Source organism: Janthinobacterium aestuarii (assembly GCF_046113285.1).
Classification (GTDB): Bacteria; Pseudomonadota; Gammaproteobacteria; order Burkholderiales; family Burkholderiaceae_D; genus Janthinobacterium.
On record NZ_CP142524.1, the window covers coordinates 945,271 to 971,107 of the forward strand.

A 25,837-nucleotide genomic window follows, 5' to 3' on the forward strand; every position below is an offset into this window, starting at 1 on the left:
CGTAACCCGACATCACCGCAATGCCAATCAATTACCTGCTTACCCCACCACCTTCACCACGGCATAGCGCTCCAGGGTCTCCTTGCGCGCCTCGTCGTGCTGCACGATGGGTTCCGGATAGTCGCGTCCCAGCACGATGTTTTTTTGCTCGAGCAGCATGCGCGGCACCAGCCAGGGCGCGTGGATTTCCTTGTCGCCCAGCGCCTTCAGCTGCGGCAGGTAGCGGCGGATGAAGCGTCCGCCGGCGTCGAATTTTTCCGACTGCGTGATGGGATTGAAGATGCGGAAGTAAGGCTGCGCATCGCAGCCGGACGACGACGCCCATTGCCAGCCGCCGTTGTTCGAGGCCAGGTCGAAGTCGTTCAGATGCAGCGCGAAATACGCTTCGCCGCGGCGCCAGTCGATGCCCAGATCCTTGATCAGAAAGCAGGCCGTGACCATGCGCAGGCGGTTGTGCATATAGCCCGTCTGGTTCAGCTGCGCCATGGCCGCGTCGACCAGAGGATAGCCGGTGCGGCCCTCGCACCAGGCAGCAAAGGCGGCATCGGCCTCGGCTCCCGTTTCCCAGGCGATGGCGTCGTAGGCCGGTTTGAAGGCGCCGCCTTCCACGTGCGGGTTCTGGTACAAAATCATGGCGTAGAAATCGCGCCAGATCAGTTCGGCCAGCCACACGGGCGCCCCATCGCCGCCGCCGCCGCGGTCCATCAGGTCGACCACGGTGCGCACCAGATAGCGCAGCGACACGGTGCCGAAGCGCAGATGCATGGACAGGTAGGACGGTCCCTTCAGGGCGGGAAAATCGCGCGCCACGTCATAGCGGGCCACGCGCGGCAAAAAATCCTCGAACAGCGCGCTGGCGCCCGACATGCCGGTGGGGATGGCCAGTGCGGCCAGGTTGCTGGCCTCGAACCCCAGTTCGCCCAAGCTGGGCAGGGGCGACGGCGTGCCGGCGCGGGGCGGCGCCAGGCTGGCCGCATGCGGCTCGATAGCGAACGGCGCCAGGCAGGCGGGTTCGGCGCGCATTTTCTTCAGCCAGGCATTTTTATACGGCGTGTAGACGGTGTAGGGTTTGGCCGAGAGCGTCAATACCTCGTCCTTTTCAAAGATGACCTGGTCCTTGAAGCTGAACCACAGGCGCGCGTTGTGCGTGAGCGCGGCGGCCACCGTGGCGTCGCGGGCGATCGCCTGCGGTTCGTAGTCGTGGCTGGCAAAGACGGCGTCGGCGTTCAATTCGGCGGCCAGGCGCGGAATCGCCTCGGCCGCGTCCGCGTGCAGCACGATCAGGTCACCGCCCAGCTGGCGCAGCTCGGCGGCCAGCTCGGCCACGCTGGCATGGATGAAGTCGATCCGCCGGTCGCGGCGCGGCAGGGCTGCCAGGATGGCGGTGTCGTATACGAAGACGCAATGTACGGCCTGGCTTTGACGCAGGGCGTGATGCAGTGCAGCATGGTCAAACGCGCGCAGATCGCGGCGGAACCACACCAAGGAAGTCTTAATTGTCATTATTTCGCGTGTTCAAGGTCAAAGATAGGCGATTTTTTGCCGTCAACAGGGCTTTATGGCCGCTCGCGTCGCGCCTTCGGCATCGCTGCGGCGGCAATTCAGTGTAAACTAGCGGGTATGTTCGCGGTACTTTATGTGCGACAGCGATTTTGCAATCAATTTTACAATTGGCATTGAAATGCGCCTGCAGGCATAGCGAATTGATCATTAATTTATAACATAACAAGAATAACGCCTGGCACCACGGTGCGCGCCGCCCAAGATATGCGGCCGCTTGCGCCGGGCGTACGATAGCGGGGTAAGCGAGACTTGCCAGCAAGCCCACAGAGAGAGCATCGCGTATGAAAAAGAGTAAAATCGACCAGACTCTACCAGGACATCGTCTGATGCAGGGTGTGGGAGAGCCGGCCGCGACCGGTTCCTCCACCCTGAATCTGGCGAACCATTTCCTGATTGCGATGCCGGCCATGCAAGATCCGATCTTCGGCGGCACGGTCGTGTACGTGTGTGAACACAATGAAAACGGCGTGCTGGGCGTCGTCATCAACAAACCCACCGACATGACCATGGAAGTGCTGTTCGACCGCATCGACCTGAAACTCGAGGCTGGCAGCGACACGCCCATCATCAACGAGCCGATCATGTTCGGCGGCCCCGTGCAGGATGACCGCGGCTTCGTGCTGCACACGCCGGGCGCGCGCTATTCCTCGTCGCTGACGGTGACCGATGAAGTGGCGTTTACCACCTCGATCGACGTGCTCGAAGCCGTCGCCAAGGGCGATGGCCCCGAGCGCATGCTCGTCTCGATCGGCTACTCGGGCTGGAGCCCGGGCCAGCTGGAAGACGAGATCGGCCGCAACGGCTGGCTGACGGTAGGCGCCTCGGCCGATATCCTGTTCGATTTCCCCATCGAACAGCGCTACGTGGCGGCCATCAAGTTGCTCGGTATCGATCCCCTCATGCTGGCGAGCGAGGCTGGCCACGCATGAGCGGTGACGCCATCGACACCATCCTTGCCTTCGATTTCGGCTTGAAACGCATCGGCGTGGCCATCGGCAATACCATGATTTGCCAGGCCAAGCCGCTCAGCGTGATCACGGCCACGGCGAACGAGCCGAAGTTTGCCGCCATCGATAACCTGATCAAGGAGTGGGGCGCCAGCCGCATCGTGGTGGGCTTGCCCAGCCACCCCGATGGCACGGAACACGAGATGAGCGCGCGCTGCCGCCGTTTCGCCAACCAGGTGCATGGCCGCTTCAACCTGCCCGTGGAACTGGTCGACGAGCGCTATTCCTCGGCCGTGATCGCCGCCAAGCGCGGCGAAGTGATCGATGACCGCGCCGCCGCCATCATCCTGCAACAGTATTTCGACGCGAATTATTAATCTGACCCTAGACTCCCTCCCTGAATGATTAAGAACTCTATGCCGCATCCTGCGAATCCTTCCCAACTCGACGCCGAGGCCCTGTATGCAGATTTGCTGCAGCAGGTGCGGAGCGGCCTGGCGGGCATCCCCAACGTGGCCATCGTCGGCATCCATTCGGGCGGCGCCTGGCTGGCTGAACGCCTGGCGCGCGATCTGAATCTGCTCGACCGTCTGGGCGTGCTCGACGTGTCCTTCTACCGCGACGACTTTGCCCAGAAGGGCTTGCATGCGGACGTCAAGCCGACGCAAATCAGCTTCGACGTGGCCGGCGCCACCATCCTGCTGGTCGACGACGTGCTGTACACGGGCCGCACCACGCGCGCGGCCATCAACGAATTGTTCGACTATGGCCGCCCGGCCAAGATCATGCTGGCGGCCCTGGTCGACCGCGGCGAACGCCAGCTGCCGGTGGCCGCCGATTTCGTGGCCGCCTTCACTGCCGTGCCGCCGGGCCAGGCCCTGGTCCTGAAGCAAGCCGACGATGGAAAATTCACGCTCACCATAGATAACAACCATGCTTAATCCGCAACTGAATAAACACGGCGAACTGCAACATCTGCTGACGATCGAAGGCTTGCCGAAGTCTATCGTCAACCATATCCTCGACACGGCTTCCTCGTTTGTCGGCATTTCCGACCGCGACGTGAAAAAGGTGCCGCTGATGCGTGGCAAGAGCGTTTTCAACCTGTTCTTTGAAAACTCCACGCGCACCCGCACCACCTTCGAAATCGCCTCGAAGCGCCTGTCGGCCGACGTCATCAACCTGAACATCCAGGCCTCGTCGGCCAGCAAGGGCGAATCGCTGCTCGACACCATCGACAACCTGTCGGCCATGCATGCCGACATGTTCGTCGTGCGCCACGCGCAGTCGGGCGCGCCCTACCTGATCGCCAAGCACCTGATCGACACGAAGCAGCCGCACGTCCACGTGGTCAACGCGGGCGACGGACGCCATGCGCACCCGACCCAGGGCTTGCTCGACATGTACACGATCCGCCACTACAAGAAGGATTTCACGAACCTGACGGTGGCCATCGTGGGCGACATTTTGCACAGCCGCGTGGCCCGTTCCGACATCCATGCGCTGACCACGCTGGGCGTGCCGGAAGTGCGCGCCATCGGCCCGCACACCCTGCTGCCGGGCGGCCTGGAACAGATGGGCGTGCGCACCTTCACCAATATGGATGAAGGCCTCAAGGGCGTGGACGTGATCATCATGCTGCGCCTGCAGAATGAACGCATGAGCGGCGCGCTGCTGCCGTCGGCGCAGGAATATTTCAAGAGCTATGGCCTCACGCCCGAACGTCTGGCGCTGGCGAAACCGGATGCCATCGTCATGCATCCGGGCCCGATGAACCGCGGCGTGGAAATCGATTCGGCCGTGGCCGACGGTCCGCAGGCGGTGATCCTGCCGCAGGTGACCTTCGGTATCGCCGTGCGCATGGCGGTAATGAGTATTTTGGCTGGTAATCAGGGCTGATAGCCCAAGGACGAGTAAGCGAGCATGACGACACTACATATCAAGAACGGCCACCTGATCGACCCTGCCAACGGCATCGATGGCTTGCAAGACCTGTTTATCGCCGACGGCAAGGTGCTGGCCGTGGGCAGCGCCCCTGCCGGCTTCACCGCCGACACCACGTTTGACGCGGCCGGCCTGGTGGTTTCCCCCGGCCTGGTCGACCTGTCCGCGCGCCTGCGCGAGCCGGGCTACGAATACAAGGCGACCCTGGAATCGGAACTGCAGGCGGCGCTGCAGGGCGGCGTCACGAGCCTGGTCTGCCCGCCCGACACCGACCCCGTGCTCGATGAGCCGGGCCTGGTGGAGATGCTGAAATACCGCGCCAAGACGCAGAACAAGGCCCACGTGCACCCGCTGGGCGCGCTGACCATGGGCTTGAAGGGCAAGTCGCTGACGGAAATGGCGGAACTGACGGAAGCGGGCTGCATCGGCTTCGCGCAGGCGGAAGAGCCGATCGAGGACACCACCGTGTTGCTGCGCGCCATGCAATACGCGAACACCTTCGGCTACACGGTCTGGCTGCGCCCGCAAGACCCGCACATCGGCCGTGGCGGCATCGCCCACAGCGGCCCGCTGGCGTCGCGCCTGGGCTTGTCCGGCGTGCCCGTGATGTCCGAAACCATCGCCCTGCACACGATTTTCGAATTGATGCGCGCCAGCCGCGCGCGCGTGCACCTGTGCCGCATCTCGTCGGCGGCGGGCCTGGAACTGATCCGCGCCGCCAAGGCCGAAGGCTTGCCCGTCACCTGCGACGTGGGCGTGCACCATGTGCACCTGACGGACGCCGACATCGGTTTCTTCGATCCGAACGCGCGCGTCACGCCGCCGTTCCGCAGCCAGCGCGACCGCGATGCGATCCGCGCCGGCCTGCTCGACGGCACGGTCGACGCCATGTGCTCGGACCACACGCCCGTCGACGACGATGAAAAACTGCTGCCGTTCGGCGAAGCGTCGCCCGGCGCCACGGGCCTGGAACTGCTGCTGTCGCTGGCCCTGAAATGGGCCGACGACTACGCCTTGAACCAGCCGCAAACGGGCGAGCGTCCGCTGGCGCGCGCCGTGGCCAAGGTCACGTCCGATGCGGCGCGTGTCGCCGGCATCCCGGCCGGCAGCCTGGCCGTGGGCGAAGCGGCCGACATCTGCGTCTTCGATCCCGCCGCGCGCTGGACCGTGTCGTCGGCGTCGCTGGCCAGCCAGGGCAAGCACACGCCTTTCCTCGGCTATGAGCTGAGCGGCATCGTCAAGGCGACCATCGTTGCCGGACAGGTGGCGTTTCAGCGCTAATTTTTTGTATCGGAGCCGTAGGTCGGATTAGCGGTACGCGTAATCCGACAAGTCCATGGCGGCTCCTGTCGGCTTACGCAGCGCCTCGCGGGCGCTGCCAAGTCGACCTACGCAGCTGCATGGCTTTGCTTCCAACCTTGGTGTCATTTGAAACTTCTGCTTACCTACCGCCTCGCGCGCATCGCCATTCACCTGAGCTGCGGCATGGCCAAGAGCGCCGTGCTCTTTCCCTGGCTGGACCTGGAAGGGCGCAACCGGCGCATCCGCCGCTGGTCGACGCAGCTGCTCGACATCTGCGGCGTGCACGTGGCGCAGCCGGCGGACAGCGTGCCGGCACTCGACCATGCGATGATGGTGGCGAACCACGTCTCGTGGCTCGACATCTTCGTCATCAATGCCGTCCACCCTTGCCGTTTCGTCGCCAAGGCGGAAATCCGCGCCTGGCCTATCCTCGGCTGGCTGGCGGGGCGCGCCGGCACCATCTTCATTTCACGCGGCAGCAAGCGCGACCTGCGCCTGATTTTCCAGGGCCTGGTGGACAAATTGACGGCGGGCGAACGCATTGCGTTTTTCCCCGAAGGCACGACCGCCGCGCAAGGGCAGATCCTGCCGTTTCACGCCAACCTGTTCGAGGCGGCCATCGACGCGCAAGTGCCGGTGCAGCCGTTCGCGCTCGTGTATGTGGATGACAAGGGGGCGCTGCACCACGCCGTCGACTTCATCGGCGACATGAGCTTTGCGCAAAGCATGGTGGCGATCCTGAGCGGCCCTCCGATCACGGCGCGGCTGACCTGTCTGGCGCCAGTGGCGACGTCCGACGCGCACCGGCGCGAACTGGCGGCGGCAACGCAGGCGGCCGTGGCCGCTGCGCTGCCGCTGGAAAAGGCGGCCTAGTTTTTGACGTGCAGCCAGCGCGCATGCGCGGCGCGGGCCAGGTAGTCGAGGATGAAGCCTAACATCCCGATCAGCACGATGGCGGCCATCAGCTCCGAATACGCGAGGCGGTCGCGCGTGTCGAGGATGAAGTAGCCGAGGCCGGCCGATACGCCCAGCATTTCCGCCGGCACCAGCACGATCCAGATGATGCCGATGGCCAGCCGCACGCCCGTCAGGATATCGGCCGTGATGCCCGGCAAAATCACCTTGAAGACGATCTCGCTGCGCGTGGCCGACAGGCTGCGCGCCAGCAGCAGCCAGTTCGGGTCGAGCCGCGCCACGCCGGCCGCCGTATTGAGCAGGATGGGCCAGACGGCCGCGAACGCCAGCAGGAAGTACACGGGCGCGTCGCCGACGCCGAGCACCATCACGGCGATCGGCATCCACGACAGCGGCGAAATCATGCGCAGCAGCTGGAACAGCGGCATGGCCGCGCCGGAAAAGCTCTTCGACATGGCCACCAGCACGCCGAGCGGCACGCCGATGACGATGGCCAGCCCCAGGCCCACGGCGACCCTTTGCAGGCTCAAGACCACGTGCAGCCAGATATCGGAACCACCGAGCATTTCCCTGAACGCCAGCGCCGTGGGCAAGGGCGCGAAGGCGGTGGCGATCGGCGTGGATTTCTCCAGCGCCGTCACGCCCATGGACCACAGCAGCAAGGCACAGGCCAGCCCCACCAGGGGCAGGCCGAACTTCGTGAACAACTTGCTTGCCATCGTCAGACCGCCACGGTTTCGCTGCGCAGCAGGTTGGCCGGCAAGCCGAAGGCGGCCGGGCCGCCGACTGCCGTGATGGCCTTGCGCACGAAACGGTCATCGACCAGGTCGCGCGCGGCGAATTTCGGATCGAGATTCGCCAGGAAGCGCGTATCGCCCTCCACCTTGGTGCGGCCGATGGCGCGCACCAGTTCTTCCGTGTACGAGGCGAATGGATAGGGCTGGAAGTCGATGCGGCGCTGCTGCCAGTTCTTGTGCACGATCAGGCCCTGCTTTTCATAGCCGGCGTAATCGGTGGTGGCCAGCACCTTCGTCAGCACCTGCAGCGGATGGGGCGTGTAGCGGTGCTCGCCCACGTTCGACAGCAGCTTGGCCGTATCGACCTGGTTCGAACGCGTCCACAACTGCGCCTTGACGATGGCGTTGGTGACCTTTTGCGCCCATTCCGGGCGCGTGTTGATGTCGCGCTCGGACAGGAAGGTGACGCAGCACGCATGGTTTTTCCACACGTCGCCCGAGAAGCGCAGGATCTTGCCGATGCCGGCGTTTTCCGCCGCCGCGTTGAAAGGCTCGGCCACGATGTAGCCGGCAATCGACTTGCTGGCCAGGGCCGAGACCATTTCGGCCGGCGCCAGCACGATCAGGTTGACTTCATTCGGCTTGATGGCCGCGTTGCGCGCGCGCGTGACCGGCGTCAGGCCATTCGAGGACAGGATCTGCTGCAGCAGGATGTTGTGGATCGAGTACCAGAATGGAATCGCGACCGTGCGTCCGCCCAGGTCGGAGACCTTGTTGATCTCGTTGGCCACGGTCAGCGCGGAGCCGTTGACGTGGTTCCAGGCGACGACTTTCGCGGGGAACTTGGCGCCGTAGCGCACCCACAGGGTGGCCGGCGACAGCAGGTGGATGACGTTGACCTGGCCGGCGACGAACGCTTCGATGATCTGCGCCCAGCTGCGGAACAGGCGCGGCGTTTCCGCCTGCAAGCCTTCCGCCTCGAACAGCTTGCGCGCGTGGGCGACGAGCAGCGGGGTGGCGTCGGTGATCGGCAGGTAGCCGATTTTTACGGGCTGGTCATCGCCTTTCGGGCCTTGCTGGGCCATGGCGTCGCCGGCGAACAGCAGGGGAGAGGCGACGCTGGCCGTGGCCAGGGCCGACATGCGCAGAAAGTCGCGCCGCGTCAGGCCGCAGTCGCAATCGGAGGAGGCGCAGATATGCAGGGGTTTGTTATCGTGTGGGAGGGACATGAAGGTTCCAGTAAAGTGCATTAGTGGGCGGCGTGGGCCTGATCTTGCTGTTGCAGCGCTTGCAGGGCGTCGAGGATGTCCATCTTGAGGGCGATCACGTCGGCGCTGTGGCCGATGCGCGGCTGGTCGATGGCGACGGACCATTCGCGCACGATGTTGCCCGGCTTGCCTCCCATGAGCAGGATGCGGTCGGCGACGAGGATGGCTTCGTCGATATCGTGCGTGACCAGCAGCACGGCCGTGTGCCAGCGGTGCACCACGTCGACCAGCAGCGACTGCATCTCGGCGCGGGTGATGGCGTCGAGGGCGGAAAACGGTTCGTCGGCGAACAGCAGTTCCGGTTCGCGCGCCAGCGCGCGGGCCAGCGCCACGCGCTGCGCCATGCCGCCCGACAGCGCGGACGGATACAGTTTTTCGCGGCCCTTCAGGCCCACCGCTTCGATGGCTTGCGCCACGCGCGCCTCGTGCGCTGCGCGCGTGAGCTGCGGCTGGTGCTTGAAATCCAGACCGAAACCCGCGTTGCCCGTGACGTTCAGCCAGGGCAAAAGGCTCGCCTGCTGGAACACGAGGGCGCTGCGCGGGTCCGGTTCGCGCATGGGCGCGTCCAGGAATTGAATGGCGCCCGTCGATGGCGGCTGCAGGCCGGCCAGCACGCGCAGCAGGCTCGATTTGCCGCAGCCGCTGCCGCCCAGCAGGCAGACGATCTCGCGCTTGCGCACGCCCAGCGAGACGTGCTGGAACACGGGCGTGCTGCCCGCATAGGAAAAGCTCAGGTCCTGCGCCTGCAAGGCCCAATCAGCAACGCTCATGCCGGGGCTCCCGCTGCCGCCTGCTGGCTGTCGAACAGCTGCAAGGCCGATTGCAACTGCGTCAGGCTGGGGGTGACGATGGGGATGAACGACGACTCGCGCCAGCGGCGGGCAAAGCCCTGCTGTTCGGCGTTCAGGTAGGCGCGCCCGCCCATGGCTTGCAGTTCCAGCATCAGCGCCTGCTGCAGCACGTCGGCCAGCTGTATGCGCAGGCGGAACATGGCCGGCGCCTGCGTCTTGAAGCGGCCGTCGTGCACGCCGGCCAGCAGGGTGGCGACGGCGCTTTCCAGTGTCGCTTGCAGCGCTTCGATGCGTGGCGTGAGCTGGTTGCGCGAGCCGGCCGAGATTTGCGCCGCCTTTGCCAGGCTGGCGCGCGCCAGGCCGATCGACAGGCCGCACTGCATGCCGAGGAACGATGGGCGCACCTGCGGCAGCCAGGCCGGCGCGTTGTCGCTGATGATGTCCGCGGCGGGGATGTGCACCTGCGCCAGCTTGACGGAAGCCGTATTGCTGCCGCGCAGGGCAATCAGGTCCAGGTCATCGCTGCGCCTGACGCCCGCCGTGCCGCTGTCGAAGGCGACGATGACGGGCGGCGCGCCGTCGTCGGGCGCCACGGCGGCCGCCGCGACAAAGCCAGCCTTGCGCAGGTTGGTCACCCAGGCCAGGCCGCCGTTGACGAGCAAGCCGTCATCGTGGCGCGCGCCCGTGATTTGCAGCTGTTCGATGCCGGACAAGAATTTCATCGCGTTCGACAAACCGCTGGCGCCTGCCTGCGTGCCGGCCAGCAGGCCGGGCAAACGGCGCTCGGCCAGTGCGCGGTTCTCGCTTTGCAGCAGGAATTCGATGAAGCAGCGCTGGCCCCAGAAGACAAAGGCCGCCGTCACCGATTGCCCGGCCACCTTGGCGATGGCGTCGATGGCGTCGCGCACGTCGCCGCCCGCGCCGCCGTGCTCCTGCGGCACGCCGATGGCCAGCAGCTTGTCGCCAGCGAGGGCGGGCAAAACGGTTTCAGCCAGCTCCGGCGATTGGTCGAGCTGGTCGGCATGCATGTGCAGCCAGTGAGTGAGGTTCGCCATGTCAGACGGCGCCAGGCAGGTAGGGCGTCAATTGGGAATTGACGGGCGTGCCGGCCAGGCTGTTGGAGAAATTGCACAGGGTGGCCAGGCTGATGCCCAGCACGACTTCGAGCGCCTGCTGTTCGTTGTAGCCGGCGGCCAGGAAGGCTTGATATTCGGCGTCGCTGACGGCGCCGCGCGTGACGATGACGGCCGTGGCGAAGGCGGCGACGGCGTCGAGCTTCGTATCGCCCGTCGGCTGGCCGTGCTGCAGGGCGCGCACCGTGTCCGGTGTCTGGCCCGCTTTTTTCAGCGAGATGGCGCTATGGCCGGCGATGCAGAAATCGCAGCCATGGATGCGCGCGGCCGTGATCTGCACCACTTCGCGCTCCATCAGGGTCAGGCTGGCGCGCGCATTGATGCCGGAGACGGTCAGATAGGTTTCCAGTGCCAGCGGGGCATTGGCCAGCACGCCGATCAGATTGGGCAGGAAGCCATTGTTGGCGATGGCCTTTTCCACGAAGGGGCGGCTGTCGGCCGGGGCGGTATCGAGAGTGTGCAGCGTCAGACGGGACATGGGGTACCTTGCTAAGTTAGTAAGTCACCCGGTCATTATATCGGCCATGCCGTGCACGCAACAGACGTCAGCGTCGTCCTTTTGTGCTCGTTCGTCTGCGATTGTGTGATCCTTGATTCCGGCAGGCTCCTAGCTGGCCAGCTGGCGCAATCGCTGGTCGCGCCGGTAGGCGCCCGGCTGCTCGCCCGTGACCCGCTTGAAGGCGCGCGTAAAGGCGGCGTGCGAGCGGTAGCCCACCAGTTCGGCGGCGCGTTCGACGGAGACGCCGTCGTGCAGACGCCGCGCGGCGATCTTCATGCGCAGCAGGAGCAGGAACTGGGCCGGCGAGTGGCCACTGGCGCTGGCGAAATGCTTGCAGAAGCTGGCGCGCGACATGCACGCTGCCTTGGCCATGTTCTCGATCGACCAGTCGTCGGCAGGGGCGTCGAGCATGCGTTCGAGCAGTGGCGAAAATGCGGGCTGGTGCAGCAGCGACAGCAGGCCGGCCGCCACCTGCTCGCCCTGCGCCACATGGCGGATCAGGTAAAAGAACAGCAGTTCGACCAGGCGCGCGATGAGCGGCGACGGCTGTTCCGGATCGCCGCCTGCTTCGGCGAGGATCAGGTCGAACAGCGCGGCGGCAGCGCTGAAGGCGGGCGCGTCGCCGCGTATCAGCAGATACGGCGGGAACGAGTCGACGATCAGCGCGGAGAGAGCGCCGCGAAATTGAAAGAAGCCGCAGGCCAGCGCAGTCGCCGGCTGCTGCGTGGGCGTTTGCAGCGGCAGCATCGCTTGCGCGCTCGCCGCCTGCAGCGGATCGCTGTGGGGACTGAGGAAGTGCGGCAAGTCGCGCAGCAGGAAGACGCCGTCGCGCGGGCCGAGCGCAATGGGCGCCGCGCCGTCGAGGTGCAAGTAGCAATGGCCATCGAGCACCAGGTGAAAGCTGCCCAGTTCCCGCCCCGCCGTGGAAGCGCGCCAGCGGCCGCAGTACTGGCCCACATGCAGGACGGCGGTGTCGAGTTCCAGGCTGCCGAGCAGCCAGCGCGCCAGTCTGTCGGTATCAGGATGCATGGGATCGCAAAGGCAAAAGCTCCATCATACGGGCCAGACGCGGCAAGGCCAACGACCGATTTCGACTAAGCATATGCGCGCCAAGCTTGGCGCTTACTGCTTGCCGCCGTGCTGCTGGAACGCGGGGCAGTCGACTTGCAGCAGCGAGCGGTCTTCCAGGCACACGGCCGACAGTTTCCCGCCCCAGACGCAGCCGCTATCGAGTCCGATCAGGTGCGGCCGTAGTAGCAGTCCCAGCGCCGACCAGTGGCCGAAGACGATGGTGTCGCCGGCGCTGCGCCGGCCCGGCACGTCGAACCAGGGCAGCAGGCCGGAGCCTGGCGGCGGGCTGCCGCTTTCCTTCATCTTGAAATCCATCACGCCGTCCGGCGTGCAAAAGCGCAGCCGCGTCATGGCGTTGACGATGCAGCGCAGCCGGTCGGCGCCCTGCAGGTCGTCGCGCCAGGCGGCCGGCTCGTTGCCGTACATGGTGCGCAGGAACGCCACCCAATCGTCGCTGCGCAGCATGGCGGATACCTCCCCGCTCAGGGACAGGGCCTGGGCCGCGCTCCATTGCGGCAGCAAGCCCGCATGCACGAGCACATGGCCATCGTGTTCCAGTGCCAGTGGCCGCTGGCGCAGCCAGTTGATCAACTCCTCGCGGTCGGGTGCATCGAGGATGTCGGCGAGGGTGTCGGACGCATGCTCGGGCCGGATGCCGTTGGCCACGGCCAGCAAGTGCAAGTCATGGTTGCCCAGGACGCTGTCGGCCAGGCCTTGCTGCGCCAGGGCGTGCACGTGGCGCAGGGTGGCCAGCGAGGCCGGGCCGCGATTGATCAAGTCGCCCGCGAACAGCAGGCGGTACGGACCGCCCGCTGCCGCCTGGATCCGTTCGATCAATTCGACGGTTTGTGCATGACAGCCTTGCAGATCGCCGATAAAGTAAGTTTTCATATGTGCCGGGGTGAAGTGAACTACGCGCCTGCATTATAAGCATGCCCGCCCTTTGGCGTTGGGGCATTTCTGGCAGGTGCCCGATTGCGCGCATGGCCGGCGGGAAGAAAAACGCGGGCGCCGATTATGCCGCATGGGAATTTGATTCAGCGGTATGTCACGCTGCCGTATCACGCTGCCATATAGGAGTAATAATCCGCCTGCATGCTAGGAGTAATAATCCGCCTGCATGCCGTTCAGGCACGCGGGAATGCCATTTGATTCATGGTTATTCATTTTTCATGCGGGCTTCCGGTATATTCTTCATTTAATCTTAATGTTGGCCCGCCAAATAAATCGAGGGCCGTGATTCAATTGATGATGGATTATGCGTTGGTGCACAGATATTTATGCAATGTAGTATATTCCACGTGATTTTATTATTTAAATGAATATAAAGGATGTACCAATGGATCTGTCTACGATGACGATGCTGGAATTGCGCAAACTGGAAGATAATGTCAAACAGGAATTGAACAGCCGCGAGCGCCAAGACTTGAACAAGGCGCGCGAACAGATCATGGCCATCGCGCAGCAAGCCGGCATTCCGCTGAAACAGCTGATACTCGATGGCTTGCACCCGCGCACGGGCAAAGTCGCGGTGCGTTACCGTCATCCTGAGAATGCGGCCGAGCAATGGACAGGCCGTGGCCGTCAGCCGCTGTGGGTCAGGCAGTGGGTGGAATCGGGCAAGTCGATCGATCTGCTGCGCGTATAATTCGGTATACTCTTGGCGTAGTGGCAAGCCGCCAGCCGCGCGCTGCACCTTGCCAGGCACCTTATTGACCCTACTTATACCGGCCACACCATGCTCCCATTGTCCAGAACGATCTTCAAGGCCTACGATATTCGCGGCATCATCGCTAAAACCCTCGATGCCGGCGTGGCCCACAAGATTGGTCAGGCATTTGGCCAGGCCGCCCTGGCCAAGGGCGAGCAGCGGGTCGTGATCGGCCGCGACGGCCGTCTGTCGGGACCGGAATTGACGGCGGCGCTGGCGCAGGGCTTGCAAGCGGCGGGCGTCGACGTGATCGACCTGGGCGTGGTGGCCACGCCGATGGTCTACTTCGGCACGAATGTGCTCGACACGCGCTCCGGCATCATGGTCACGGGCAGCCACAATCCGCCCGACTACAACGGCTTCAAGATGGTGCTGGCCGGCGAGGCGATCCACGGCGAAGCGATCCAGGCGCTGTACCACAGCATTGTCGCGCACGACGGCAGCGCCAGTGCCAAGCCGGGCACCTATGCCACGCACGATATCCGCGCCGCCTACCTGGAGCGCATCCTGGGCGACGTCAAGCTGGCGCGCCCGATCAAGATCGCCGTCGACTGCGGCAATGGCGTGGCCGGCGCGTTCGCGGGGGACCTGTTCCGCGGCATGGGCTGCGAAGTCATCGAACTGTTCTGCGAAGTCGACGGCCACTTCCCGAACCACCATCCGGACCCGGCGCACCCGGAAAACCTGCAGGACCTGATCCGCTGCCTGGCCGAGACGGATGCCGAAATCGGCATCGCCTTCGACGGCGACGGCGACCGCCTGGGCGTGGTCACCAAGGATGGCCAGATCATCTACCCTGACCGCCAGATGATGCTGTTCGCGGCCGACGTGCTGACCCGCCATCCTGGCGCGCAGATTTTGTACGACGTGAAATGCACGCGCCACCTGGCGCCGTGGATCAGCAAGCATGGCGGCGTACCGCTGATGTACAAGACGGGCCACTCGCTGGTAAAAGCCAAGCTGCGCGAAACGGGTGCGCCGCTGGGCGGCGAAATGAGCGGCCATATCTTCTTCAAGGACCGCTGGTACGGTTTCGACGACGGCATGTATTCGGCCGCGCGCCTGCTCGAAATCCTCACGCGCGAAGCGGATCCGTCGGCTTTGCTGAATTCCCTGCCGCAGTCCGACAGCACGCCGGAACTGCACCTGGAGCTGAAGGAGGGCGAGAACGTCGCGCTGATGGACGTGCTGCGCCGCGACGCCGTCTTCCCCGGCAATGAACAGATCATCACCATCGATGGCTTGCGCGTGGAATACGCGGACGGCTTCGGCCTGGCCCGCTCGTCGAACACCACGCCAGTGATCGTCATGCGCTTCGAAGCGGAAACGCCGGCGGCCCTGGCGCGTATCCAGGGACAGTTCAAGAGCGTGATCCTGGCCGCCAAGCCTGACGCCGTGCTGCCGTTCTGACAGCATGGCCGCTCAACCTGGCGCACAGGCGCCCTTGAAAATCCTGCTGGTGCGCGTGTCCTCGCTGGGCGACGTGCTGCATAACCTGCCGATGGTGGCGGACATCGCCCGCCATTTCCCGAATGCGACCATCGACTGGGTGGTTGAAGAGGGCTACACCAGCCTGGTGCGCCTGAACGCGCGCGTCAATACCATTTTCCCGTTCGCGCTGCGGCGCTGGCGCAAGAGCCTGGGCAAGAAAGAGACGCGCGCGGAAATCGCCGCCTTCTTCCGCAGCCTGCGCCAGACGCGCTACGATTATGTGTTCGATACCCAGGGCTTGCTCAAGACGGGCATCATCATGGGCGCCGCGCGCCTGGCGCCGGGCGGACAGAAGGTCGGCCTGGCCAATGGCAGCGAAGGCTCCGGCTACGAAGGCATCTCGCGCCTGTTCCACACCAAAAGCATTCCGCTCGACCCGCGCACGCACGCGGTAGCGCGCGGCCGCCTGGTCGCTGCCGCTGCACTCGGCTACACGATCGACACGCCGGCCGATTTCGGCTTGCCGGAAGTCTCGCGCAACGAGCCGCGCCCGGACTGGATGGGCGAAGCTCCCTACTGCGTGTATTTCCACGGTACGGCGCGCGACGCCAAGAAATGGGCGCCGGAAAACTGGATCGCCCTGGGCCGTGCCTTGGCACCGATGCCGATTTTGCTGCCCTGGGGTTCGCCCAGGGAAAAGGCGGAAGCCGAACAACTGGCGGCCGGTCTGCCGAACGCGCGCGTGCTGCCGAAACTGTCGATGGACGACGCCACCCTGCTGGCGCGCCACGCGGCGCTGGTGATCGGCGTCGACACGGGCCTGACGCATATCGCGGCCGCCTTCGTGCGCCCGACGGTGGAAATCTATGCCGATTCTCCGCTGTGGAAAACGGAAGGCAACTGGTCGCCGAACATCATCAACCTGGGCGACAAGGGTACGCCGCCCGGCGTGCCGGAAGTGCTGGCCGCGGCACAACGCCTGCTGACCGAACATCCTCCCGCCTGACTTCAACCGCCTGACCTTAACATTCAACAATCATGCGACTTCTTTATACCCTTGCCTGGTGGCTGGCCTTGCCCCTGGTGCTGGCGCGGCTGTGGCTGCGCGGACGCCAGGAACCTGGCTACCGCCAGCACTGGGGCGAGCGCCTGGGCTTTTACGGCCGCCAGCCGACAACGGCTACAGACACCATCTGGCTGCACGCCGTCTCCGTCGGCGAGACGCGCGCGGCCGAGCCGCTGATCGATGCGCTGCTGGCCGCCTGGCCCAGGTGCCGCATCGTCCTCACGCACATGACGCCGACGGGGCGCGCGACGGGCAAGGCGCTGTTCGCCAAACACGGCGCGCGCCTCGTGCAAAGCTATCTGCCCTACGACACGGGCGCCATGCCGGCCCGTTTCATCCGCCATTTCACCCCGCGCATCTGCATCCTGATGGAGACGGAAGTGTGGCCGAATCTGATCCACCAATGCAATCGCTACAAAGTGCCCGTGGTGCTGGCCAACGCGCGCTTGTCGCAGCGTTCGCTGGGCAAGGCGCAGCGTCTGGGCAAGCTGATTGCCGATGCGGCGCGCGGCATCACCCTGGTGGCGGCGCAGACGCAGGACGATGCCGATCGCGTGCGCCAGCTGGGCGTGCAGGACGTGGTGGTCACGGGCAGCATCAAGTTCGACGTCGTCGTGCCCGAGGCGGCCCTGGCGACGGGGGCAGCGCTGCGCGCCGCCATCGGTGCGCGCCCCGTGCTGCTGTGCGCCAGCACGCGCGAAGGCGAAGAGCAGCTGATCCTCGATGCGTATATCCGCGCCAGCTTGCCGGCGCATGCGCTGCTGCTGATCGTGCCGCGTCATCCGCAGCGCTTCGACGAGGTGGAAAAATTGATCGCGGCGCACGGCCTGGCCGTGCAGCGCAGGTCCGGCCTGGCGCAGGACGATGTGGTGGCGGCGGGCACGCAGGTGCTGCTGGGCGATACCATGGGCGAGATGTTCGCGTATTACGCTGCCTGCGATTGCGCCTTCGTCGGCGGCAGCCTGCTGCCGCTGGGCGGGCAAAACCTGATCGAGCCGGCGGCCCTGGGCAAGCCCGTGCTGATCGGCCCGCACACCTTCAACTTTGCGCTGGTCACCGAGCAGGCGATTGCCGCCGGCGGCGCCGCGCTGGTGGCGGATGCCGACGCGCTGATGGCGCAGGCGGCGGCGCTGCTGCAGGATCCCGCGCGTTTATCGTCGATGGGTCAAAAGGCGCTGGCGTTTGCCAGCCAGCACCGGGGCGCCACGCCGCGCACCATCGCGGCGATTCAACCGCTGCTGCGGTGACGGCGGCGCGGCCAATAATGTTGTCGGATTACGCGCTAGCGCTAATCCGACCTACTTCCATCATGGCAGCTGTAGGTCGGATTAGCGCAGGGCGCGTAATCCGACAGTCGTGGCCAACAATATCGTTTACGCGAACAACACAGGCAACTCCTGCGAGCGTTTTCTGAGCGCCTGCTTGGCCCCATCGTAATCGGGATAGATCGATTCCACGGTGGCCCAGAAGCGGGGGCTGTGGTTCATTTCCAGCAGGTGCGACAGTTCGTGCGCCACGACGTAATCGATCAGCGGCAGGGCGAAGTGGATCAGGCGCCAGTTCAGGCGGATCTTGCGCTCGATGGTGCAGCTGCCCCAGCGCGTGCCGGCCGACGACAGTGACAGCGAATCGTAGCGCACGCCCAGCTTGTCCGCATACAGGTCCAGCCGTGCTTCGAACAGCTGGCGCGCCTCGTGCTGGAACCAGCCTTTCACTTTTTCCTTCAATTGCTGCTCGCTGCCCGTGGGCGTGACCCACACGTGCAGCTCATTGGTGTCGCGCTGAAAGCTGGCGCGGTGGCGCGGCGCCTGGTGCAATCGCAAGGTGATCTCGCCACCGAGGTAGGGCAGCACGGCGCCATCGACCCATGCCACGGGCGGGCGCTGCTGGCGCTGCACCTTGCGCTCGCCCCGTTCCAGCAGCTTCGAGACGATCCAGCCTTGCTTGGCGCGGATGGCGTTGTCGATTTCGGCCAGGGTGACGCGCTTGGGTGCCGTGACGCGCAAGCCGTTATCGTCGATCATGAAGCCGATGGAACGGCGCGTGGAGCGGCGCAGGGCGAATTCGACGAGGTGGCTGCCCAGCTGCAGCTGGCGCAGCGGCGGGCCATCGGCGGTGCGTGGCGGGGAAGGCAGGGGAGGCGGGGCAGGGCGAACGATGGGCGGCGCGGGCGCCACTACCGGTGGGGCCACGGGCGGCGCTGGCGGTGCCGTGGGGCGCACCGCCGGGGGCGTGCTGGTCGAGACGTCATGCGCGAACAAATCCAGTTGCTGGTCGCCGACCTTGATGGTCTTCATCTGCTGGCGCAGGGTCGGCTCCTGGATGACCGCGCTGATGCCGTCTAGCCAGCGTTGTAGGCGTGAGGCGAAATGACGCGCATTTCTGATTCTATCCAATTTTCCACCTGTTGCATCATGCTGTCCGGGGTTTGCCCTTCCGGCGAAATCGGTTTGCCTATCGAGACGGTGATCAGCCCCGGGCGTTTGAGGAATGACTGCTTGGGCCAGCACTCGCCTGAATTGTGCGCAATCGGCACCACCACGGCGCCCGTGGCGATGGCCAGACGCGTGCCGCCGCTCTTGTACTTGCCCGCCTGGCCCACGGGAATGCGGGTACCTTCAGGGAACATGATAATCCATTGGCCATCGGCCAGCCGGCGCTTGCCATGTGCGACCACGCTCTTGAACGCATGCTTGCCCTGCTTGCGGTCGATGGGGATCATGCGCAGCAGCGCCATGGCCCAGCCGAAGAAGGGGATGTACAGGATCTCCTTCTTGAACACATACACGAGCGGACGGGGCAGGCTTGGCAGCAAGAAGATGGTTTCCCATGCCGACTGGTGCTTCGACAGCACGATGGCCGGCGCGTCCGGGAAGTTCTCGGCGCCCTTGACTTCATAGCGGATGCCGCAAATGACCTTGGCGCACCACAGGATAAACACATTCCAGCGCGAGGTGACCCAATAGCGCTTGTTGTAGCTCAATGGCGCGGCAAAAAAGCACACGCAGGCCCAGACGATGGTGGCCACGATCATGATGATCATGAACAGCAGTGATCGCAGGAACAGGGAAATATTACGCAATGCGGTTCTCCGAAGATTAGATACTGAATGCCACGGTGGGCGCCGGTGCGGCGGGCGCCTTGAGCAGGTGGTTCACGACGGCGGCCAGGTCGGGGAAGACCTGAGTGCCGGGCGGCAGGCCACCCGTCTCGTTGGTTTTTTCGCCCTTGCCCGTCAAGACCAGGTAGGGCACGCAGCCGCTGATGAAGCCGGCCTGCAGGTCGCGCAGCGAATCGCCAACGGTGGGCACGCCTCGCAGGCTGGTGTTGTAGCGCTGCGAGATTTCATGAAACATGCCCGGTTTCGGCTTGCGGCAGTCGCAATTGTCCGCGCCCGCATGCGGGCAAAAGAAGATGGCGTCGATATCGGCGCCCACCTGCTGCGCCAGGGTGTGCATCTTCTGGTGGATCGCGTTCAGCACCGTCATGTCGAAGTATTCGCGCGCGATGCCGGACTGGTTCGAGGCGACGACGACGCGATAGCCGGCCTGGTTCAGGCGGGCTATCGCTTCGAGCGAACCGGGGATGGGCAGCCATTCGGCCGGCGACTTGATGAAGTCCGGCGAGTCATGATTAATGACGCCGTCGCGGTCGAGAATAATCAGTTTCAGCGCCGGAGTGCCCATTATGCCGCCAGCTTGGAAATGTCGGCCACGCGGTTCATCATGCCGTGCAAGGACGACAGCAAGGCCAGGCGGTTGTTGCGCAGGGCGACATCCTCGGCCATCACCATCACGTCGTTGAAGAAGCCGTCGACGTCATCGCGCAGCTGCGCCAGGGTTTGCAGGGTGCCGGCGAAATCGCCCTTGGCAAAGGCCGCGTCGACTTCCGGCTGCACGCGCGAGACGGCGGCGGCCAGTTTTTTCTCCGCCTCGTCCTGCAGCAGCGCCACGTTGACGCCACCGGCGGCGACCTGGCTCACGGCTTCCTCGTTCTTTTTCAGGATGTTCGTGATGCGCTTGTTGGCCGCTGCCAGCGAGGCGCTTTCCGGCAGCGCGGCAAACGCCTGCACGGCTTCCAGGCGCTGCACGATGTCGTCCAGGCGGTCCGGGTTCTGCGCCACGACGGCTTCGATTTCATTCGGCGAGAAACCGCGCTCGCGCAGGATGCCGCGCAGGCGGTCCAGCATGAAGGTGGTCACATCCGCGACGGGGTCCTTGAAGCCGGGCACCGACGCGAACTGCGCGGCGGCGTCCGCCAGCAAGCCCTGGATCGACAAGGGCAGGCGTTTTTCCAGCAGCATGCGCAGCACGCCCAGGGCGTGGCGGCGCAGCGCGAACGGGTCCTTGTCGCCCGTCGGCGCCAGGCCGATGGCCCAGATGCCGACCAGGGTTTCGAGCTTGTCGGCCAGGGCCACGGCGGTGCCGGTGGCGGTGGACGGCAGGCTGTCGCCGGCAAAGCGCGGCTGGTAGTGTTCGGAGGCGGCCAGCGCCACTTCTTCCGGTTCGCCGTCATGGCGCGCGTAGTACGTGCCCATGATGCCTTGCAGTTCGGGGAATTCGCCCACCATGTCGGTCAGCAGATCGGCCTTGGCCAGCAGGGCGCCGCGTTCGGCCAGCGCCACGTCGTAGCCCAGCTTGGCGGCGATGGCGCCGGCCAGCGACTTGACGCGCTCTGTGCGGGCCGCTTGCGTGCCCAGCTTGTTGTGGTAGACGACGTTGGCCAGCAGCGGCAGACGCGATGCCAAGGTCTTCTTCTTGTCCTGCTCGAAGAAGAACTTGGCGTCGGACAGGCGCGGGCGCACGACGCGCTCGTTGCCGCCGATGATGTGCTCGGGCGTGTCCGTCTCGATGTTCGAGACGATCAAAAAGCGCGAGCGCAGCTTGCCTTCGCTGTCCGTCAGGGCGAAGTATTTCTGGTTCGTCTGCATCGTGAGGATCAGGCATTCCTGCGGCACGGCCAGGAATTCTTCCTCGAAGTGGCACTCATACACGACCGGCCATTCGACCAGGGCCGTGACTTCATCGAGCAGCGCTTCGGGCATCAGCACCTGGTCGGCGCCGGCCTTGTCCAGCAGCTGGGCGCGGATGCGCTCCTTGCGTTCCTCGTTGCTGGCGATGACGCTGGCGTTGAGAATCAGCGACGGCGCATAGTTTTCCGCGTGCGCGATGGTGATCGGTTCGCCGTCGGTGAGGAAGCGGTGGCCCAGGGTGGTGCGGCCGGCCGTCAAGCCCAGCAGGGTCAACGGCAGGATATTGATGCCGTGCAGGGCGATCAGGCTGTGGGCCGGACGCACGAATTGCACGGTGCTGCCGTCCGGACGCTGATAGCTCATCAGTTTTGGAATCGGCAGCTTGGCGGCCGATTCCGTCAATGCGGCCTGCGCCCCCGTGGCGAGCTGGCTGCCCGGCGCCGTGTAGGTGTAGAAGAAGCTTTCCGCCTTGCCGTCGGCGGCGCGTTCCAGCTCGGCCACCGTCAGATCGGGGAAGCCCAGCGCGGCCAGTTTCTTGGCCAGCGGCGGCGTGCCGTTGCCGTTCGCGTCCAGCGCCACGGAGACGGGCAGGACTTTTTCGCGGATCGATTTGTCGGGCGAGACTTCGCGCACGTTGGTGATGGAGACGGCCAGGCGGCGCGGCGAGGCGTAGCTGGTGGCGACGCTGTCGGCTTCCAGGAAGTCGCGCGATTTCAGGCCGTTGACGATGCCGGCCGTGAAGGCGGCGCCCAGTTTGGCCAGCGCTTTCGGCGGCAGTTCTTCGGTCAGCAGTTCGATGAGCAGTGTTTGGTTCATGGTGTTCTTGTCAGGTACGGCGGTGTGGAGGCTCGAATTAGGCGGCGGCTTGGTCTGCGGCGGGCAGCATCGGGAAACCGAGGCGTTCGCGCGAGTCGTAATACGCTTGCGCCACCAGGCGCGACAGGGTGCGCACGCGGCCGATGTAGGCGGCGCGTTCCGTCACCGAGATGGCGCCGCGCGCGTCGAGCATGTTGAAGCTGTGCGAGGCCTTCATGATCTTCTCGTAGGCGGGCAGGGTCAGTTGCAGTTCGATCAGGCGCTTCGCTTCCGCTTCGTAGTTGCCGAACTGTTCGAACAGCAGGTCCGTGTTCGCGTGCTCGAAGTTGTAGGTCGATTGCTCCACCTCGTTCTGGTGGAAGACGTCGCCGTAGGTCAGTTTTTTCGTAATACCGTTTTCTTCCCACTCTGTCCACACCAGGTCATACACGTTTTCCACGCCCTGCAGATACATGGCCAGGCGTTCGATGCCGTAGGTGATCTCGCCCAGCACGGGCTTGCAATCGAGGCCGCCCACTTGCTGGAAGTAGGTAAATTGGGTCACTTCCATGCCGTTCAGCCAGACTTCCCAGCCCAGGCCCCAGGCGCCCAGGGTCGGGCTTTCCCAGTCGTCTTCGACGAAGCGCACGTCATTCTGCTTCAGGTCCAGGCCCAGCGCGGCCAGCGAACCCAGATACAGGTCGAGGATGTTTTCCGGCGCCGGCTTCAACACCACCTGGTACTGGTAGTAGTGCTGCATGCGGTTCGGGTTTTCGCCATAGCGGCCATCTTTCGGGCGGCGCGACGGCTGCACATACGCGGCGCGCCACGGTTCCGGGCCGATCGCGCGCAGGAAGGTACCGGTGTGGAAGGTGCCGGCGCCGACTTCCATGTCGTAAGGCTGGAGCAGGGCGCAACCTTGCTTGTCCCAATAGGTTTGCAAGGTCAGGATAATTTGTTGAAATGTGAGCATCGTATGAGTTCGCCGCGCGGGAGACTGCGCGCTGTTAAGGTTTGCTTGAAGCCCGCACGCCGCTAACAAGCGCGTCCGGGCCGGGGTTTTGCTAATTTTAGCGGTTTTTACGGGCCCACTGTGACTCTTCGGGCAATATCGGCCGCTTATTGCTGCGCGGCGCGGCCACGGCGGGCGGCGCGCGACAGCAGGAAGGCCGTCAGCAGGGCCAGCGCGGCCAGGGCCAGCACCAGTTTGTTGCCGTACAGAATGTATGGCGTCATGCCGCCCATGCCCTGCACCTTGGCCGCCAAGGTCGCTTGCTGCTCCGGCGGCAGCAGGCTTTGCACCACGCCCTTGCCGTCGATGACGGCGGTGGCGCCCGTGTTCGTCGAGCGCAGCATGGGGCGGCCCGTTTCCAGGCTGCGCATCTGCGAAATCTGCAGATGCTGGGGGATGGCGATCGAGTCACCGAACCAGGCCAGGTTCGAGATATTCAGCAGCACGGACGCCGACTGCTTGCCGTGGCGGTGGGCGCTGGCCAGCTGGCCGGCGATTTCCTCGCCAAACAAGTCTTCGTAGCAGATATTCGGCAGCACCAGCTGGTCGCGTACCTGCAGCGGCGCCTGCACCTCGGCGCCGCGGCCCATGTCGCCCAGCGGGATGGCCATCATGGCGACGAACCAGTGCAGGCCGGGCGGCACGAATTCGCCGAATGGCACCAGATGGTGCTTGCGATACTGGTAGTACGGTCCCGGCGTGCCGTTGGGCGTGATGCCCACGGCCGCATTGTAGAAGCGCTGCTGCTCGTCGAGCACGGGCATGCCGACCAGGATCGTGCTGCCCGTCTGCTGCGCATACGTCGCCAGGCTATCGAGATAGCCGGGCGGCAGCTGGTGCGGCAGCACGGTGACGGCCGTTTCCGGCGTGGCGATCAGGTCGGCCGGCGCGCTGGTGATGGCGCTCTGGTACATCTGCAGGGCGCCCAGCACGAAGCCGGGGTCGAATTTCTGCTGCTGCGGCACATTGCCCTGCAACAGGCGCACGGTGATGGGGCGCCCGACCGGGTGGGTCCAGTTCACGTATTGCAAGCCAACGCCGGCCGCGTACAGGGCGATGACGCCGCCCAGCGCGCTCCAGCGCGTGCGGTGCAGGGGGTGGACGAGCAGCAGCAGGGCGCCGGCGGACAGCGCCGCCAGCCAGCCCAGGCCGTACGATCCGACGATGGGGGCAAAGCCGCCCAGCGGGCTGGCATTGTGGGCGTAGCCGGTGGCCAGCCACGGAAAACCCGTAAACAGCCAGCCGCGCGTCCATTCAAACAGGGCCCACGTGGCGGGCAGCACCAGCAAGGTCATGGCGGGCAGGGACAGCACCCAGCGCTGGCGCAGCCAGGCGGCCACGCCCATGGCCAGGGCCACGTAGATGGCCATCAAGAGGGCCAGCAAGGCCACGGCGATGGCGGCGATCGGCGCGGCCATGTCGCCATAGCGGTGCATCGAGATATACAGCCAGTGCGTGCCGGCCGCGCACCAGCCGAAGCCGTAGGCCCAGCCGATCAGCGCGCCGGCCTTGACGTTTGCCGCGCGCAGCACCTGGTAGAACAGCACGCCCAGGCTGAGGATTTGCAGCGGCCAGTAGCCGAAAGGGGCGAACGCCAGCACGGCGACTGCGCCGGCAACAAAGGCAGTCAGCATGCGCGCCCAGGTGCTGCGGGGCGGTTTGGCGGGGGCGTTGGGGTCGGCGCGTCTGAAACGCATTTACAGCACGCGCATGTCAGAGTTCCAGTTCCGGCACGTTGGGCAGGCGCTCGACGAGCAGCACGTGCACCTGGCGCGCATCGGCGCGCAGCACCTCGAAGCGCAAATTGCCCAAGTCGAAGATGTCGCCCTTGTGCGCCATGCGGCCCAGGTACTTCGACACGAGGCCGCCGATGGTGTCGACGTCGTCGTCGACCAGGTGGCTGCCCACTTCTTCGTTGAACTGTTCGATCTCGGTCAGCGCCTTGACCCGCCAGCGGGGACCGAACTGGCCTTCCTTGAGCGAGAGGATATTGTCCTCCGCTTCGTCGAAGTCGTATTCGTCCTCGATATCGCCGACGATCTGTTCCAGCACGTCTTCGATGGTGATCAGGCCGGCGACGCCGCTGTACTCATCGACGACGATGGCCATGTGATTGTGGTTGGCGCGGAAATCGCGCAGCAGCACATTCAGGCGTTTCGATTCGGGGATGAAGATGGCGGGGCGCAGCATGTCACGCACGTCGAAAGTTTCTTCTGCGTAATAACGCAGCAAGTCTTTCGCCAGCAGGATGCCGATGACCTTGTCGCGCTCGCCTTCGATCGCGGGGAAGCGCGAGTGGGCGGTGGACAGGACTTCCGGCATCCATTCCTCGATCGGCTTGCTGATGTCGATGACATCCATTTGCGAACGGGGAATCATGATGTCGCGCGCACAGAGATCCGACACCTGGAACACGCCTTCGATCATCGACAGGGCGTCGGCGTCGATCAGCTTGCGTTCATGCGCATCGTGTAGAACTTCGAGCAATTCTGCACGGTTCTCTGGCTCGGGGGAAATGAGTGCGGTCAGGCGTTCAAACAGTGACCGGTGGGGCTTGACGTCAGTTCTGACGCCACTAGGGTGCTCGGGCATAGGAGGCGTGAGCCGTTGTTGCGAAGGGATATAGGATACACCAAAAGTGGGGGAATACCGGATTTCCCCGCTTTTGATGCAAATTTAA

25 protein-coding genes are annotated in these 25,837 nt (G+C 64.8%); 10 read left to right on the forward strand and 15 right to left on the reverse strand.

The annotated features are described in order from the left end of the window. Nucleotides 1–39: 39 nt before the first annotated feature. On the reverse strand, nt 40–1,503 hold the full coding sequence (locus OX462_RS04250; protein WP_409027850.1) for a cryptochrome/photolyase family protein: 1,464 nt from the start codon (nt 1,501–1,503) through the stop codon (nt 40–42). 386 nt (nt 1,504–1,889) lie between these two features. Between OX462_RS04250 and OX462_RS04255 the strand changes: the two genes are divergently transcribed. From OX462_RS04255 to OX462_RS04280, 6 genes are all read left to right on the forward strand, one after another. After that, nucleotides 1,890–2,492 (forward strand): YqgE/AlgH family protein, encoded by a 603-nt coding sequence (locus tag OX462_RS04255; protein WP_070222127.1) that lies wholly within the window; start codon nt 1,890–1,892, stop codon nt 2,490–2,492. Further along, nucleotides 2,489–2,887 (forward strand): Holliday junction resolvase RuvX, encoded by a 399-nt coding sequence (gene ruvX / locus OX462_RS04260; RefSeq protein ID WP_227742041.1) that lies wholly within the window; start codon nt 2,489–2,491, stop codon nt 2,885–2,887. Before OX462_RS04255 ends, ruvX begins: the two co-directional genes overlap by 4 nt. 39 nt (nt 2,888–2,926) lie before the next feature. Continuing rightward, nucleotides 2,927–3,451, forward strand: coding sequence for a bifunctional pyr operon transcriptional regulator/uracil phosphoribosyltransferase PyrR (gene pyrR, locus OX462_RS04265; RefSeq protein ID WP_070222125.1), 525 nt, complete (start codon nt 2,927–2,929; stop codon nt 3,449–3,451). Next, a complete protein-coding gene (locus tag OX462_RS04270) occupies nt 3,444–4,409 on the forward strand; it encodes an aspartate carbamoyltransferase catalytic subunit (RefSeq protein ID WP_034746695.1) in 966 nt (321 codons plus the stop codon). The genes pyrR and OX462_RS04270 overlap by 8 nt, the downstream gene beginning before the upstream one ends. A 24-nt stretch (nt 4,410–4,433) precedes the next feature. Beyond that, the gene (locus OX462_RS04275; protein WP_409027851.1) at nt 4,434–5,735 is read left to right on the forward strand and encodes a dihydroorotase; all 1,302 of its coding nucleotides are present in this window, start codon (nt 4,434–4,436) and stop codon (nt 5,733–5,735) included. 147 nt (nt 5,736–5,882) lie between these two features. Further along, nucleotides 5,883–6,629: a lysophospholipid acyltransferase family protein gene (locus OX462_RS04280; protein ID WP_070300501.1), complete on the forward strand. Its 747-nt coding sequence runs from the start codon at nt 5,883–5,885 to the stop codon at nt 6,627–6,629. Here OX462_RS04280 and OX462_RS04285 read toward each other — a convergent pair. From OX462_RS04285 to OX462_RS04315, 7 genes are all read right to left on the reverse strand, one after another. Then, nucleotides 6,626–7,390 carry an ABC transporter permease gene (locus tag OX462_RS04285; RefSeq protein ID WP_070222119.1) on the reverse strand — a complete coding sequence of 255 codons (765 nt, stop codon included), beginning with the start codon at nt 7,388–7,390 and terminating at the stop codon, nt 6,626–6,628. The two genes, OX462_RS04280 and OX462_RS04285, sit on opposite strands and share 4 nt — an antisense overlap. A 2-nt stretch (nt 7,391–7,392) precedes the next feature. Further along, on the reverse strand, nt 7,393–8,637 hold the full coding sequence (locus OX462_RS04290; protein WP_070222116.1) for an ABC transporter substrate-binding protein: 1,245 nt from the start codon (nt 8,635–8,637) through the stop codon (nt 7,393–7,395). 20 nt (nt 8,638–8,657) lie between these two features. After that, entirely contained in the window at nt 8,658–9,446 is a 789-nt protein-coding gene (locus OX462_RS04295; protein ID WP_070222114.1) for an ABC transporter ATP-binding protein, read from the reverse strand. Then, nucleotides 9,443–10,522: an acyl-CoA dehydrogenase family protein gene (locus OX462_RS04300; protein WP_409027852.1), complete on the reverse strand. Its 1,080-nt coding sequence runs from the start codon at nt 10,520–10,522 to the stop codon at nt 9,443–9,445. Before OX462_RS04300 ends, OX462_RS04295 begins: the two co-directional genes overlap by 4 nt. 1 nt (nt 10,523) lies before the next feature. Next, nucleotides 10,524–11,078 carry a carboxymuconolactone decarboxylase family protein gene (locus OX462_RS04305; RefSeq protein WP_409027853.1) on the reverse strand — a complete coding sequence of 185 codons (555 nt, stop codon included), beginning with the start codon at nt 11,076–11,078 and terminating at the stop codon, nt 10,524–10,526. A gap of 129 nt (nt 11,079–11,207) precedes the next feature. Further along, the gene (locus OX462_RS04310) at nt 11,208–12,128 is read right to left on the reverse strand and encodes an AraC family transcriptional regulator (protein ID WP_070222108.1); all 921 of its coding nucleotides are present in this window, start codon (nt 12,126–12,128) and stop codon (nt 11,208–11,210) included. Between the two features lie 93 nt (nt 12,129–12,221). Next, entirely contained in the window at nt 12,222–13,061 is an 840-nt protein-coding gene (locus OX462_RS04315) for a symmetrical bis(5'-nucleosyl)-tetraphosphatase (protein ID WP_409027854.1), read from the reverse strand. Between the two features lie 448 nt (nt 13,062–13,509). Here OX462_RS04315 and OX462_RS04320 point away from each other — a divergent pair, with 448 nt between their 5' ends. The 4 genes from OX462_RS04320 (at nt 13,510) to waaA (ending at nt 17,625) form a co-directional block, all read left to right on the forward strand. Beyond that, nucleotides 13,510–13,818: an H-NS histone family protein gene (locus tag OX462_RS04320; RefSeq protein WP_070290469.1), complete on the forward strand. Its 309-nt coding sequence runs from the start codon at nt 13,510–13,512 to the stop codon at nt 13,816–13,818. Nucleotides 13,819–13,908: 90 nt separating this feature from the next. Then, nucleotides 13,909–15,291, forward strand: coding sequence for a phosphomannomutase/phosphoglucomutase (locus OX462_RS04325; RefSeq protein WP_409027855.1), 1,383 nt, complete (start codon nt 13,909–13,911; stop codon nt 15,289–15,291). A 4-nt stretch (nt 15,292–15,295) separates the two neighbouring features. Beyond that, a complete protein-coding gene (waaC, locus tag OX462_RS04330; protein ID WP_409027856.1) occupies nt 15,296–16,318 on the forward strand; it encodes a lipopolysaccharide heptosyltransferase I in 1,023 nt (340 codons plus the stop codon). A gap of 32 nt (nt 16,319–16,350) precedes the next feature. Further along, complete coding sequence (waaA, locus tag OX462_RS04335) at nt 16,351–17,625, forward strand: lipid IV(A) 3-deoxy-D-manno-octulosonic acid transferase (RefSeq protein ID WP_409027857.1); 1,275 nt, start codon at nt 16,351–16,353, stop codon at nt 17,623–17,625. Nucleotides 17,626–17,751: 126 nt separating this feature from the next. On the opposite strand, the gene OX462_RS04340 is transcribed toward waaA, so the two are convergent. From OX462_RS04340 to OX462_RS04370, 7 genes are all read right to left on the reverse strand, one after another. Further along, nucleotides 17,752–18,675, reverse strand: a complete 924-nt coding sequence (locus OX462_RS04340) for a M48 family metallopeptidase (RefSeq protein ID WP_070310185.1) — start codon at nt 18,673–18,675, stop codon at nt 17,752–17,754. Nucleotides 18,676–18,719: 44 nt separating this feature from the next. Beyond that, entirely contained in the window at nt 18,720–19,460 is a 741-nt protein-coding gene (locus OX462_RS04345) for a lysophospholipid acyltransferase family protein (protein WP_034746739.1), read from the reverse strand. A 16-nt stretch (nt 19,461–19,476) separates the two neighbouring features. Continuing rightward, a complete protein-coding gene (gmhB, locus tag OX462_RS04350) occupies nt 19,477–20,064 on the reverse strand; it encodes a D-glycero-beta-D-manno-heptose 1,7-bisphosphate 7-phosphatase (RefSeq protein ID WP_083287342.1) in 588 nt (195 codons plus the stop codon). Next, entirely contained in the window at nt 20,064–22,166 is a 2,103-nt protein-coding gene (gene glyS / locus OX462_RS04355) for a glycine--tRNA ligase subunit beta (RefSeq protein WP_409027858.1), read from the reverse strand. Before glyS ends, gmhB begins: the two co-directional genes overlap by 1 nt. A 37-nt stretch (nt 22,167–22,203) precedes the next feature. Further along, nucleotides 22,204–23,118 (reverse strand): glycine--tRNA ligase subunit alpha, encoded by a 915-nt coding sequence (gene glyQ / locus OX462_RS04360; protein WP_070290459.1) that lies wholly within the window; start codon nt 23,116–23,118, stop codon nt 22,204–22,206. Between the two features lie 146 nt (nt 23,119–23,264). Next, entirely contained in the window at nt 23,265–24,854 is a 1,590-nt protein-coding gene (gene lnt / locus OX462_RS04365; RefSeq protein WP_409027859.1) for an apolipoprotein N-acyltransferase, read from the reverse strand. A 16-nt stretch (nt 24,855–24,870) separates the two neighbouring features. After that, a complete protein-coding gene (locus OX462_RS04370; RefSeq protein ID WP_034746750.1) occupies nt 24,871–25,749 on the reverse strand; it encodes a CorC family transporter in 879 nt (292 codons plus the stop codon). Nucleotides 25,750–25,837 lie beyond the last annotated feature (88 nt).

Coding starts and splice junctions, on each gene's coding strand:
- OX462_RS04295 (WP_070222114.1), bottom strand. CDS start 9,446: ATGAGCGTTGCTGATTGGGCCTTGCAGGCGCAGGACCTGAGCTTTTCC.
- OX462_RS04270 (WP_034746695.1), top strand. CDS start 3,444: ATGCTTAATCCGCAACTGAATAAACACGGCGAACTGCAACATCTGCTG.
- OX462_RS04305 (WP_409027853.1), bottom strand. CDS start 11,078: ATGTCCCGTCTGACGCTGCACACTCTCGATACCGCCCCGGCCGACAGC.
- lnt (WP_409027859.1), bottom strand. CDS start 24,854: ATGCGTTTCAGACGCGCCGACCCCAACGCCCCCGCCAAACCGCCCCGC.
- glyS (WP_409027858.1), bottom strand. CDS start 22,166: ATGAACCAAACACTGCTCATCGAACTGCTGACCGAAGAACTGCCGCCG.
- OX462_RS04300 (WP_409027852.1), bottom strand. CDS start 10,522: ATGGCGAACCTCACTCACTGGCTGCACATGCATGCCGACCAGCTCGAC.
- OX462_RS04370 (WP_034746750.1), bottom strand. CDS start 25,749: ATGCCCGAGCACCCTAGTGGCGTCAGAACTGACGTCAAGCCCCACCGG.
- OX462_RS04290 (WP_070222116.1), bottom strand. CDS start 8,637: ATGTCCCTCCCACACGATAACAAACCCCTGCATATCTGCGCCTCCTCC.
- OX462_RS04310 (WP_070222108.1), bottom strand. CDS start 12,128: ATGCATCCTGATACCGACAGACTGGCGCGCTGGCTGCTCGGCAGCCTG.
- waaA (WP_409027857.1), top strand. CDS start 16,351: ATGCGACTTCTTTATACCCTTGCCTGGTGGCTGGCCTTGCCCCTGGTG.
- OX462_RS04275 (WP_409027851.1), top strand. CDS start 4,434: ATGACGACACTACATATCAAGAACGGCCACCTGATCGACCCTGCCAAC.
- OX462_RS04255 (WP_070222127.1), top strand. CDS start 1,890: ATGCAGGGTGTGGGAGAGCCGGCCGCGACCGGTTCCTCCACCCTGAAT.
- ruvX (WP_227742041.1), top strand. CDS start 2,489: ATGAGCGGTGACGCCATCGACACCATCCTTGCCTTCGATTTCGGCTTG.
- OX462_RS04250 (WP_409027850.1), bottom strand. CDS start 1,503: ATGACAATTAAGACTTCCTTGGTGTGGTTCCGCCGCGATCTGCGCGCG.
- OX462_RS04320 (WP_070290469.1), top strand. CDS start 13,510: ATGGATCTGTCTACGATGACGATGCTGGAATTGCGCAAACTGGAAGAT.
- OX462_RS04325 (WP_409027855.1), top strand. CDS start 13,909: ATGCTCCCATTGTCCAGAACGATCTTCAAGGCCTACGATATTCGCGGC.
- glyQ (WP_070290459.1), bottom strand. CDS start 23,118: ATGCTCACATTTCAACAAATTATCCTGACCTTGCAAACCTATTGGGAC.
- waaC (WP_409027856.1), top strand. CDS start 15,296: ATGGCCGCTCAACCTGGCGCACAGGCGCCCTTGAAAATCCTGCTGGTG.
- OX462_RS04340 (WP_070310185.1), bottom strand. CDS start 18,675: ATGAAGACCATCAAGGTCGGCGACCAGCAACTGGATTTGTTCGCGCAT.
- OX462_RS04285 (WP_070222119.1), bottom strand. CDS start 7,390: ATGGCAAGCAAGTTGTTCACGAAGTTCGGCCTGCCCCTGGTGGGGCTG.
- gmhB (WP_083287342.1), bottom strand. CDS start 20,064: ATGGGCACTCCGGCGCTGAAACTGATTATTCTCGACCGCGACGGCGTC.
- pyrR (WP_070222125.1), top strand. CDS start 2,927: ATGCCGCATCCTGCGAATCCTTCCCAACTCGACGCCGAGGCCCTGTAT.
- OX462_RS04315 (WP_409027854.1), bottom strand. CDS start 13,061: ATGAAAACTTACTTTATCGGCGATCTGCAAGGCTGTCATGCACAAACC.